The 11,751-nt window shown below is 44.2% G+C and carries 9 protein-coding genes and 1 pseudogene; 2 read left to right on the top strand and 8 right to left on the bottom strand.

Going from position 1 to position 11,751, the window contains the following annotated elements:
- The 3 genes and pseudogenes from RHS_RS25505 to RHS_RS25495 form a co-directional block, all read right to left on the bottom strand.
- Positions 1–307: pseudogene (locus tag RHS_RS25505) on the bottom strand (hypothetical protein); the annotation flags it as partial.
- Positions 304–1,836: an AMP-binding protein gene (locus tag RHS_RS25500; RefSeq protein ID WP_047834771.1), complete on the bottom strand. Its 1,533-nt coding sequence runs from the start codon at positions 1,834–1,836 to the stop codon at positions 304–306. The gene RHS_RS25500 and the pseudogene RHS_RS25505, both read right to left, overlap by 4 nt.
- Positions 1,837–1,959: 123 nt before the next feature.
- Complete coding sequence (locus RHS_RS25495) at positions 1,960–2,709, bottom strand: ABC transporter ATP-binding protein (protein ID WP_047834770.1); 750 nt, start codon at positions 2,707–2,709, stop codon at positions 1,960–1,962.
- Positions 2,710–3,025: 316 nt separating this feature from the next.
- Between RHS_RS25495 and RHS_RS25490 the strand changes: the two genes are divergently transcribed.
- The gene (locus RHS_RS25490; RefSeq protein WP_047834769.1) at positions 3,026–3,937 is read left to right on the top strand and encodes a helix-turn-helix domain-containing protein; all 912 of its coding nucleotides are present in this window, start codon (positions 3,026–3,028) and stop codon (positions 3,935–3,937) included.
- Positions 3,938–3,941: 4 nt separating this feature from the next.
- Here RHS_RS25490 and RHS_RS25485 read toward each other — a convergent pair whose 3' ends face one another.
- From RHS_RS25485 to RHS_RS25465, 5 genes are all read right to left on the bottom strand, one after another.
- Complete coding sequence (locus RHS_RS25485) at positions 3,942–4,832, bottom strand: helix-turn-helix domain-containing protein (protein WP_047834768.1); 891 nt, start codon at positions 4,830–4,832, stop codon at positions 3,942–3,944.
- A 97-nt stretch (positions 4,833–4,929) separates the two neighbouring features.
- On the bottom strand, positions 4,930–6,627 hold the full coding sequence (locus tag RHS_RS25480) for an extracellular solute-binding protein (RefSeq protein WP_044297464.1): 1,698 nt from the start codon (positions 6,625–6,627) through the stop codon (positions 4,930–4,932).
- Between the two features lie 528 nt (positions 6,628–7,155).
- Positions 7,156–8,028: a carbohydrate ABC transporter permease gene (locus RHS_RS25475; RefSeq protein WP_044289514.1), complete on the bottom strand. Its 873-nt coding sequence runs from the start codon at positions 8,026–8,028 to the stop codon at positions 7,156–7,158.
- Positions 8,029–8,042: 14 nt separating this feature from the next.
- Positions 8,043–9,014 carry a sugar ABC transporter permease gene (locus RHS_RS25470; RefSeq protein WP_044289516.1) on the bottom strand — a complete coding sequence of 324 codons (972 nt, stop codon included), beginning with the start codon at positions 9,012–9,014 and terminating at the stop codon, positions 8,043–8,045.
- A gap of 50 nt (positions 9,015–9,064) precedes the next feature.
- Positions 9,065–10,996, bottom strand: a complete 1,932-nt coding sequence (locus RHS_RS25465; RefSeq protein WP_047834767.1) for an alpha-glucuronidase — start codon at positions 10,994–10,996, stop codon at positions 9,065–9,067.
- A 370-nt stretch (positions 10,997–11,366) separates the two neighbouring features.
- Between RHS_RS25465 and RHS_RS31990 the strand changes: the two genes are divergently transcribed.
- On the top strand, positions 11,367–11,489 hold the full coding sequence (locus tag RHS_RS31990; protein ID WP_255348096.1) for a hypothetical protein: 123 nt from the start codon (positions 11,367–11,369) through the stop codon (positions 11,487–11,489).
- Positions 11,490–11,751: the final 262 nt, after the last annotated feature.

Here is an 11,751-nt window from a genome sequence, read left to right as displayed (position 1 = left end):
CTTCGATAGAGATATCGCTTCCTTCGAACAACCCGTTCTCCTGTGCAACGAAAGGAGTTGCCGTCCCCAGTGCCAATATGGAGCCAACCCGTATTACATTGTCACCGCCTGCTGCTTCACTGCTGCCCTGGGTATCCTGTTCCGTATCTTTGTCTGATACTTCCTGTGACGTGCTGTCACTGGCAGCATCTTCTGCCGTCATTCCTGCTGTCTCTGCGGATGTTGCTGCTGTCTCCCCTGCTCCGCATCCACATACAAAAATTGCTGCTACCGCTGCCATTCCTACTAATTTCTTCCACTTTCTCATTCCTTTACCCCTTGTCCTTTCTTAAACATCTCCACTAATTTTAAACGCTGGATTTTCCCATTTCCTCCTTTGGGAATATCCTCTACAAAAAATACCATCCGCGGAACTTTATAGCTCGCTATCCTTTCTTTGCAGTAGGTGATTACATCTTCTTTTTCCAGGCTGCTGTCTTCTTTCACTTTAATATAAGCAGCTACTTCTTCCCCATACACTGCATCCGGAACGCCTACGGTAGCGGCAAGTTCTACCCCATCCATCTGATAAATGATCTCATCTACCTCTCTGGGTGAGAACTTTTCTCCTGCACGGTTAATCAGTTCTTTAATTCTGCCATCTAAGAACAGATATCCGTCCTCATCCAGATATCCAAGGTCTCCTGAGTGGAACCACTCTCCCGTAAAAGCTTTCTTCGTCTCTTCCTCCTTATGATAGTAGCCTCTGGTTATATTATTTCCCTTAATCAGAACCTCTCCCAGACATCCTGTTGGCAGTTCATTCATCTCTGTATCCACGATTTTAATATCATTTCCAAATGTCAGTCCCACAGAACCGGGTTTTCTTGCAAGGGGAGGCATGGGATTTGTGGTAATCTGGCTGCAGCCTTCCGTTATACCATAGGATTCTATTATGGGCATACCGCATTTCTGTTCAAACTCCTCCAGAACTGCTACCGGCAGAGGCGAAGAAGCGGATCTTGCAAAACGCATGGAACTGAAATCCACGTCTTCCGGGATTCCTTTCGCCAGCAAGTGGGAATACATCGTAGGAACCCCGCTAAACCAGGTAGTCTTATATTTCTCAATATCCTTCCAGAAGCTGCGCACGCTGAATTTGCCGCCTATCACAATACTTCCGCCTGAGAATAAAGGTGTAATCAGGGTGATTACCAGTCCATTAATATGAAACCAGGGAAGTACACACAGCGCCACATCCTTTTCTGTCAGCTTATGGGCCGCCGCGATATGCTCTGCTTTCGCCAGCAGATTCCGGTAACTTAAAATTACTCCCTTGGGATGCCCGGTAGTTCCTGATGTATAAAGCAGCATTGCCACGTCATCCGTCTCTGGCTTTGTTTCGGGAATTTCCGGTGCTCCCGGTGTACCGGCAGCTTTCAGTCCAATGCTCAGGAATATATGCCCATCTGCCATAGACAATTGTTTTATTCTATATTTTTTTGGGATATTTTCAACGAACTTCTCAGTTGTAATGATTGCTTTCGCCTGAGAATCCGTGATGAGATAAGAAAGCTCCGCTTCCTTTAAATATGTATTGACTGGAATTACCACCGCTCCGGTGTCGGTAACTCCAAAATAGGTTATGGCAAACTCAATACTGTTTTCCATCATAAGTAAGACTTTATCTTCTTTCCGAAGTCCCAATGCCCGAAGATGAAGGCTCATTGCATCAATCTTATCACGCAATTCTATATAGGTAAGGGACCGAAGTGTTCTCGCGCAGGTGACAAAGCATCGATCCTGGTATTTTTCCGCCATGTCTCCAATCAATGTTCTAAACGTTGCTGTTTGCATTTCTGTGCTCCTCATAGTTAATATTTTAATTATATATTCCTATATTAATAGGTACTTGAGCGTGTCTGAAAATTGCTTTCTGACAGCTGCGCATCACGCTGTACCGGAATATCCCCCATACTTTCATGCACCGATACCCAGTTCCAGAATCCTGTTCCTGATCGCCTGGAATTCCGGACTTGTCCTGTTTCTGGGCTTTGGCAGGTCCACCGTGATGATTTCCTTAATTTCTGCAGGAGAGTTTGTAAATACAACTATCTTGTCAGATAAGTATACAGCTTCTTCACAATCGTGGGTTACAAAACAGGTGGTAAACTCTTTTCTGTCACAAAGGCGGACCAGCTCATCCTGTAATTTCATACGGGTAAATGAATCCAGCGCCCCGAAGGGTTCATCCATCAACAATATCTTTGGATTCATAACCAGTGCCCTGGCAATTGCCACTCTCTGCTTCATGCCTCCTGATAACTGGTTAGGATAGGATTTTTCAAATCCATTCAGCCCTACCAGATCAATTGCCCAGTCCACTTTTTTCTGAATTCTTTCCTTATCATTTTTTCCAATTTTAAGACCCATTGCTATATTATGGTAAACAGTCATCCACGGAAAAAGTACATAATCTTGAAATACCATCATTCTTTCTTTGCTGGGTCCTTTTACTATTTCTCCGCCAATCTCCACTGTACCTTCTTCTGAATCCAGCAGTCCTGCCATAATTCTCAGCAGCGTGGACTTTCCGCATCCGGAAGGCCCTACAAAAGAAACAAACTCCTGCTTCTCAATACTCAGGGAAAGGTTCTCAAGAATTGCCAGCATTTTTGTGTCATCATTCTTTGTAAAAGATTTTGTAATATTTTTAATTAAGATCGCCATTTATTTCTCCCCAATCATTCCAGAATAGGAATATTTTAACGAAATATTGTGATATAAGTTTGTAATATCCTCACAATTGTAACATTTACTTAATATTTCTTAACATTATTGATAGAAATTTGAGGAAAGAAAAAAAGAAAGGAAAAAAGAGCACTCTTTGATAAGCATAATTTACTTGAGATATGGTATATTCTATTCAGCAACCAGAAAACAATTTTAAGACACGCTCGCTCCAGCCATCGCGGCCGCCGCCAAATGGACATGCAAGCATGTCTGCCTTGGCTCATTGCCAACAATAATAAAGGAGGTGCAGGTAATGCACGCATGGGAATCAATACAATCCACGATCGATTATATAGAAGAACACTTAAATGAAGAATTACAAATCGAAACCCTGGCAAAAACCGCAGCTTTATCTCCATTCTATTTCCAGAGGCTTTTTAGCCGCCTCGTAAATAAAACAGTTTATGATTATATAAAAATGCGTAAACTGTCAAAAGCCTCGGAAATTCTTAAATCCAGCAGCAGCCGCATTGTAGATATTGCAATGGAGTACGGATTTTCCAGCCACTCAAATTTTACAAGGGCATTTAAAGAAACCTTTGGCATCACTCCGGAACAGTATCGCGCTGATCCAGTGGTTTTAAATCATTTTATCAAACCGGATCTCATATTAAACTATGTAATGGTAGACGAGAATGTTCCGTTAATCACAGACGGAATGGTACTTGAAATCTTCCGCCGGAAGCTGGATCAGCCGAGAACATTTGCCGGCATTGAAGGTGAGATTCCAATTGCCCAGCTTATGGGCGGCGAAACTACCGGAGTTGCCGCAGGTGCGAAACTCTGGGAGGATTTTCATAAAATCAAGCCTCTCATTCCCAATCTGCTGCCGGAGGGCAATGAACTTGGTGCCCTGTATCTGGGGAATGCAAAAGAGGGGAACTGCATCTACATGGCCGGTGCAGAAATCATTCCAGGTACAACAGTCCATGGCTATCAGACCTTCGAAATGCCTGCCTGTGAATATCTGGTCTGTGGTTTTGAAGCGGAAAATATCTCCCAGCTGTACGGAGATGCGGTGTTCAAAGCGGATAAGTTCATGGACCGCTGGTTAAAACAACAGCAGATCCGTACAGCCGCCTTTGGGGTTGAGATGTATTATCCACCGTCGGCCGAGGCTGCCTATCTGGAGCATTGGTCGATTCCGGAAAGCAAAACACTTTAAACTGCTACTCAGCCTGTTCAAAATAGGTTTTAAACTCCCGGGGTGACATGTCATATGCCTTTTTAAAATTCCGAAAAAAAGAGGAGTAATCTGCAAAGCCGCACCGTTTGTACACATCAGAGATCTGGCTCCCCTGCCAGATCTGCTCACAGGCGGCAAGCAGCCTCTTTTTTATAATAAAATCATGGATGGACATACTCGTAATGGATTTAAAGGTACGCAGAAACTGATACCTTGTCATGCTGGTAAGGTTTACCAGATCCTCGATTGCAATGGTTTCCGCGATATGCCGGTCAATATATTCAATTACTCTTTTCATCATTTCACTGGTTGTGGTTTCCTCTTCCGTAAACTGAAACCTCTGTCTGGTACACAGCCGGTTTAAATAAACAAAAAATAAAGTCAGATAGGATTTTTCTATCAGCATCTGTTCTGCGTCTATCCCCTCTTCTGTGGAAATACCAAACAGGATCTGAAACAGGTAATCTGCCAGTTTATCTTCGTGATGTGCCGGAAAATGATAAGCCGGTGCCCCTTCCATAGTAAAACAGCCGGTCAGATCCACTTCCGGTCCCGACAGCTCATTTAAGAATTCTTTTTTAATCCACAGCAGTATCCGCTTGGAATCCTCATGCTGTTTCTCCACATACTGGTAATGATGCATATGATTTCTGTCTATCAGGAGGAAGTCTCCGCGCTTCAGGTAATATGTGGTGTTATCAATAAGGCAGTTAAAAGTTCCGTCCACTATATACAATATCTCATAAAAATTGTGAAAATGAATCTGCAGGGCACCCGTAGGCACCCCATACTTTTCCATGATTTCAAATTTATCATTCAGCATATACTGGCGTTCATCTTCGGGTTTCATTATATGTGTATTCCTTTGCTTCATAAGTTTTCCTCCGTATCGTCTGCTCTGCCAAATAAGAGGGCTGTGCGGTATGCCAGCCCTCTTTCCTGCACACGGTATAAATGTGCATATTTACGATTTACATTCCCAGAATATCCTTTGTGTCTAAAAATATCTGGTTGACCTCTTCCGTATATTTCGTACTACCTTTGGATTCACAGTCAGCTACATAAGAAGCCCAGTCTTTGTCAATATCTCTCTTACCGGTGATAAATTCCAGTGCCGCAGTATTCACATAATCCATCAGTGGTACTTTAATCAGATTCAGTTCCTCCTTCTGCATCTCCGAAGCAAGTACAGGCGGTGCCAGTTTCTGATCTGTTTTATTTGCGTTAATCCTCTCATTCCACTCTTTTTCGGATTCTGTGAATTTGGAAAGCTGAATCTGTACATTACCTCCGTATGCAAAAACACCGCCCCCAAAACCATATTCCACATTCAACTGTTTTTTTGCATCCGGGTTAAAACCATTGTAATAAATATCTGAATTCAGGGTAATATTTCCCTGGTCGTCCTTTGTATAGGTCTCTCCCTCAACACCCCATTGAGTCAGTTCGTGCCCTTCATCAGAATACCATAGCCAGTCGATAAAGCGGAGCATTTTGATAAACCCATCTTCTCCCAGATCGTCCAATGCATTTTTCGTAATCACAATTCCATTCTCAAAACGACCGGAAGCGCTGGATACTTTCAGATTTCCTTTTGGACCTGACGGGGTTGTCATAAAATACAGCTCTGCACCATCCACCTGCATTTTGTTCTGCGCCTGAATATCAGATAATATCTGGTAATTTGCTGTCAGGACGTAAGAATCACCTCGGAAGAATTTAGCCTGTGCCTGGGTGCTGTCCTGAGTGAAGGTCTCAGGATCCAGAATTTTTTCCTGATAGACCTTATTAAAGTATCTCAGAAATTCCTTATAGTCCTCCGTAGTATCTGCAAAATAAAATTCGTTCTTGTCAAAATCAAATTTCATTCCATCCTGCAGCCCCCAGTCTCCGCCGTCAGCAGAATTTCCGGCCTTAACGCCATACACATTAGCTGCTATGTTCATTGCACACCCCAGCTGAAACTGATCAGACCAGATATTGTCTTTGCCGGTATATTCTTTCACCTTCATAAGCGCCGTATAGAAATCTTCCCAGGTCCACTGCGCTTCCTTACTCATGTCTACTCCCGCAGCCTCGAAGATATCTTTACGGATAATGAAGGAGTATCCGCCTGCCACTGATTCCCACATGCCCGGAAGCCGGTAATATTTGCCATCTGCCGCAAGTATCTGTTTTAAATCTTCTTCCATTCCCCATTCTTTTACCTGTTTCTGGAAGTTGGGCATATACTGCACCCAGTCACTGACAGCGACGATCTGTCCGCTGTCCTCAAATGGCTTTGAATCATAGATTTTCGGAACAATATACGGCGCGCTTCCGCTGTTTATGGCTGCAGTCACCTTATCATTGTAGTCTGACCGGGCTACCGAGGTCAGTTTAAAAGTTGTATTTGACTTTTCCTTAATTGCACTCCACAGCCTCCAGTCATCCTTAACCGGGTAGTTTTCATGATCCGAATACATCATGGTATATTCAACCGGTTCATCTGAATGGAAGGTTACGTCTTCTCCAAATTCGTAATCCAAATCCTGCTGTGCTCCGGCTGATGCAGATTCTGACAGATCAGATTTGCTGCCTGACGCTGATTCCTTTTCTCCTCCCTGGCATGCAGTCAGTGTCCCTGCCAAAACAAGTGCCATCATTAGTGCGGTCCATCTCTTCTTCATATTAATTCCTCCTTGAATAATAATTTTTATTACACAACTAAGTTCCGGATGGTTTAGTAAAATCATATGTCACCATATGAAATCCTCTCCAGAACCGTACGTGCGGCTTTCCCGCATACGGCTCTTCATAATAACATTTACAGTTGCAAGCTACGCATAGAGATTAAAATATCTCTTGGGATATACCATCGGATAATAATCCAACATCTGCTTGAATCCCTCCCAGTTGTAGCTTTTCTTCTGACTTCTGCGGTTCATCCACTGAAACAGCAGTTGCGTAGTGTAATAATGGTACTTCACCAACGACTGTACGTTATACGTTAAGCCGTAGTATCAGTAGTGTCCCACCAACTTTCGGTTTAGTGCTGGCATCAATACCTTCAATGGCATCGCACGATTGCATTTCAGCCACTTACGCTTAGCCCTGCCTGTTACCAGTCAGCACCCAAGACTCGCTAACGGTGGCTCGCTACGCCTTGCCGTATGGGATTTCCACCCATTAAACCAATTGCCCTTTTCTGGACGCGCCTATCCCTTCACCGCTCCCATTGTCATACCCTGCACGAAATATTTCTGTACAAATGGGTATACACAGATAATGGGTAATGAAGTGAGTACCATTGTTGCTGATTTTAATGTTGCCTGCACGCTGCTTGCCTCTGCGGTGGAACCGATGTCCACCTGATTCGCCCCCTCTACCAGTTGTCTTACCCATAACGCGATAGGCCATTTGTTCCTGGATTCCAGATACAGGAACGGTCCAAACCATTCATTCCACATCCCTACCAGATAAAACAATGTCATCGTAGCCAGGATCGGCTTGGAAAGAGGCAGAATAATTTTTGCGAATACACCGTAGACTCCCATGCCGTCCATTGCCGCCGCTTCTTCCAGTTCCTCCGGAAGTCCTGTGAAAAATGATTTCATCAACAGCAGATTGAAGGTACTTATCGCTCCTGGAAGTACGATTGCCCATATGGAATCTCCCAGCTTCAGCCACTGTGTTACCAGTATGTAGTTAGGGATCATGCCTCCTGTAAAATACATGGTGAACACCACAAACGGAATAAAAAATTTATTCATACGCAGCCTGGGTTTTGACAGGGGATATGCCAGGATAGCGGTTCCGAATACGGAAATTGCCGTTCCGGCTATGGAATAGAAAATGGTGTTGCCGTAAAATTTAAAAAATGAATCATCTCTTAATATATACTTGTATGTCTCCAGGCTGAAATCAATGGGGAACAGCGTAACCTGTCCGGCGCTGACAGCAGCGTCGCTGCTTAAGGACTGCGCAATCAGATAGATAAACGGATAAAGGGTTATGATGATCACAAGCACCATGACAACCGTATTTACCGCCTGAAATGCCAGATATCCTTTTGTTGGCTTTCTATTCATAATTCTGCTCCTTTCTACCACAGTGATGTATCCGTAAATTTCTTCGAGAGGAAGTTTGCACTGGTTACCAGGATCAGCCCAATCAAAGCCTCAAATAATCCGACTGCCGCCGCATAGCTGAAATTTCCTCCTGCAATACCCATTCGATACACCAGTGTTCCAATGATATCCGCGCGTTCCTGGGTCAATGGATTATACAGCAGCAATATTTTCTGCATATTGCTGGAAGTTACGATACCCCCGATATCCATAATCAACAGTGTCATAATGGTTGGCAGAATTCCGGGAATTGTCACGTGTATTGCCTGTTTGAACCTTCCGCCCCCGTCTATTGCCGCCGCCTCATACAGCTCTGTATTTATGTTTGTCATGGCGGTCAGATAGAGGATGGTTCCCCATCCCAATGCCTGCCAGACACCGGAACCGATATACACAGCATCAAACCAGCCCGGTTCGGAGAGGAAAGGAATCTTGTCTAATCCCAGAGAGGCAATCAGGGAGTTAACCGGACCATTCGTTGCCAGTAATTCCTTAACCATACCGCATACTACAACCAGTGAGATAAAATGTGGCAGGTAGGAAATGGTCTGTACCGTCTTTTTCCACCTTTTTTTCCGGATCTCATTGATCAGCAGGGCAAATATCAGCGTCGCCGGAAACCGGATCAGCAGATAACCGATGCTAAGCCTCAGGGTATTAAAGAACGCATTCCAGAACGAGGGATCGGTCAGAAACTGTTTGAAATAGCGCAGTCCAATCCAATCCTGGCCTAAAATGTTTGGTCCTCCTTTATACCGGCGAAAAGCAATCACATTTCCGATGACCGGAACATATTTAAATAATATGTAGTACAGGATTGGAAGTATAAGGAAAGTATACAGCTTCCATTCCTTTTTTATATGGCGAAGCAGAGACTCTTTTTTACCAAACGTCACTGTCTTCCCGGATACTTTTGGTTTTAACATATCACCACTACTTTCTTTCATTTTCATACCTCTGAATAGCGCAAGCTGGCTTGGGCGATTTCCTTTCTAACTTATTCATAAATATGCCGTCCTTTTTCATCCGGGATCATACTTTTTCTGAAAAAATAGGTATTAATCTGATCCCTCCATTCTCCTGCATGTTCCTTCTGATGTTCCAGTCGTTTTTTTACCCGCTCAAATACCTTTTCTGAAATGCATCCCTCCAGTGAATCCCACAGGACTGCCAGTTCAGCCGCATCTTGCGCTCCTTCGAAATGCGTATCGTAGATGTGCTGGATCAGCGTCTTTCCCGATCTCAAACGGTAGGTATAAGGAACATGGTGGAAAAATAAGAGCAGTTCTTCCGGGCACGTCAGGATATTTTCATAGATGGATGCAAGCGGTTCCCGGTACTGCCGGGCATATCCCGTACCCCGGGAGCTTCTGTCCACACCGATTCCCAAATGATCAGCCCTGTGGTATGTTCCCCATCGGTCATACTCATATCCGTCTACATTGGGACCGTAATGGTGATTTGGATTTACCATCCACCCAATTCCCAGAGGGGATGTATACTTCTCGTATGCAGGCCAGGACATAAGCAGCATCTTCACAACTGTTTTTGTTACTTTTTCATTCTTTCCAAAAGTACATACTGCCCATTCCTCTGCTATCTCTTCTGCGGTAAGCTCAGAATCAAAACTCAGCCTTCCAAAGCCATATAGATTTGCTGCCGCCAGATCATGCCCCGTCCAGTTTTCGTCATTTCCGGTATTGGATATTGCAGCCATGCCCCAGTTATTTTTTCGGAAGGATCCATCTGAAATTTCTTTAAACATGGGGATCAGATAGCAGATATGCCTCTGCTGCCCGGTATATTCCTGTGCAATCTGAACCTCCAGTATCTGATTTGTATCCTGAAGCCCGTCCAATAGGGGGGATAACGGTTCTCTGACCTGGAAATCCATAGGACCGTTCTTAATCTGCAGGATTACATTTTCCTTAAACTTTCCATCTAGCGGCATAAAATTTTCATATCCTGCCTTAGCCCTGTCCGTCTTCCTGTCTCTCCAGTCCTGCTGGCAGTTATATACAAAACACCTCCAGGTAATCACTCCTCCATGAGGCGCTGCTGCCTCCGCCAGTGTATTTGCTCCGTCCGCATGGTCTCTGCCATAGGTAAAAGGTCCCGGACGTCCTTCGGAATCCGCCTTTACCAGAAATCCTCCCAGATTGGGGATTCTTCCAAAAATATCTGCCATAGCCTCTTTCCACCAGGCTTTCACCCTATCGTCCAAAGGATCTGCCGTATCAAGATCACCAAGTTCCATAGGGGCTGCAAAATTCAGGCTCAGAAACAGGCGGATACCGTATTGTGCAAATATTTCCGACATCTGTCTGAGTTCTTCCCCATACACATCCGTTATAAGTTTTGTTGCATTTCCCCTTACATTCACGTTGTTGATTACGGATGCATTGATCCCTGCCGACGCTGCCAGCCTGGCATATGCACGGGTACGTTCATTTACAAGAACCATCTCGTCCTGAAAAAAGAACGAATTGCCGGAATATCCTCTTTCTATGCTGCCATCCATGTTATCCCAATGGTTTAACATACGGTAAGGGTTGGATGGTACCTGCTCAATGCAGATTCCTTCCAGCGTCTGCTCCAGCTGCAAGCGTCGGATCAGGGCGAAACTCCCATATAAAAGTCCTCTGCCTCCTGCAGAGCTGATGATAATCCTCCCATCCTTTTCCCGGATATGGTATCCCTCTTCTCCAGCCTCTGAATTCTGATCCAGCTTCAGCCAGATACCTGCTTTCTCGGCACTCCCCACACGCTCTGTCTTAATATCCAGTATTTCACGTGCCGCTATTTCCAGCTCCCTGACTGCTGTCTGCGTATACAGGCAGTTATCCCCGGCATACACCTTACTAAAATACTTTTTATCACGGCAATCCTGCCTCATCCTGTAATTCAGCCATGCATTGTCATAACTCATTCCAAGCTCCTTTCTGATATTCCGTACATCCAATGTCTGTTTTACTTTGGATAGATTGTACAATTTTTCCTTTGGTTTTTCTTAATTATAGGGCAGATTATTTTTCAATGCATTGCATTTTTTGCCAAACACTACCCACATATTGCTTTCTTTTTGCAATATATTCATTTTTAAGCTTAAAATCATTGCATATAAAACGGTTTCTTTTCTTAAAATATGGATTTGAAACAGGTTTTTTGCAATGTGAATTTTCAATATGTTTTGTAAAATAGATTCCTAATTCTTTTAAATAAAAAAACCCGGGGGCACCGGGCTTTTTTTTTATATATATTGGGGTTTAGCTGAGTAAGACGCTTTGTATATGTAGGTAGTGTACGGAAAGATGGGTGTGGGAAACTGGCATGGACTCCGTCAGCTGGCCGCAGAACTGGTATTTTCTAACCTTTCCGAAGCGCTTTTTGGCGGCACGCGGGCATTCGCTCCGAAATCCTGATGCATTTCGCAGCTCACTGCCCGCTTAGTATCCGATGGGAGCCAGTCGAATACTATCCGCCAAAAAACACTTCGAAAAGGTAAGTAAATACTCAGCTCTGCTCTACGCTTCCTACGCCCATACCAGTTTCCCACACCCATCTTTCCGAGATAGCATTTGTTGATACAAAGCTGGTTTTCTCAGCAGGTTGGAACCCCTGGGCTGTGACGGGCTGTTCTTTATTGGATGCTGCGCAGTATGTTTCGGCTGTTTGCGTAAAAGA

It is taken from the genome of Robinsoniella sp. RHS (genome assembly GCF_001029355.1).
Classification (GTDB): domain Bacteria; phylum Bacillota; class Clostridia; order Lachnospirales; family Lachnospiraceae; genus Robinsoniella; species Robinsoniella peoriensis.
This window is presented reverse-complemented; position numbering and strand designations above follow the sequence as displayed.

What these genes read in the sequence shown, in the direction of transcription:
- RHS_RS25500 (WP_047834771.1), bottom strand. Translation starts at nt 1,836, where the DNA reads ATGCAAACAGCAACGTTTAGAACATTGATTGGAGACATGGCGGAAAAA.
- RHS_RS25495 (WP_047834770.1), bottom strand. Translation starts at nt 2,709, where the DNA reads ATGGCGATCTTAATTAAAAATATTACAAAATCTTTTACAAAGAATGAT.
- RHS_RS25490 (WP_047834769.1), top strand. Translation starts at nt 3,026, where the DNA reads ATGCACGCATGGGAATCAATACAATCCACGATCGATTATATAGAAGAA.
- RHS_RS25485 (WP_047834768.1), bottom strand. Translation starts at nt 4,832, where the DNA reads ATGAAGCAAAGGAATACACATATAATGAAACCCGAAGATGAACGCCAG.
- RHS_RS25480 (WP_044297464.1), bottom strand. Translation starts at nt 6,627, where the DNA reads ATGAAGAAGAGATGGACCGCACTAATGATGGCACTTGTTTTGGCAGGG.
- RHS_RS25475 (WP_044289514.1), bottom strand. Translation starts at nt 8,028, where the DNA reads ATGAATAGAAAGCCAACAAAAGGATATCTGGCATTTCAGGCGGTAAAT.
- RHS_RS25470 (WP_044289516.1), bottom strand. Translation starts at nt 9,014, where the DNA reads ATGAAAGAAAGTAGTGGTGATATGTTAAAACCAAAAGTATCCGGGAAG.
- RHS_RS25465 (WP_047834767.1), bottom strand. Translation starts at nt 10,996, where the DNA reads ATGAGTTATGACAATGCATGGCTGAATTACAGGATGAGGCAGGATTGC.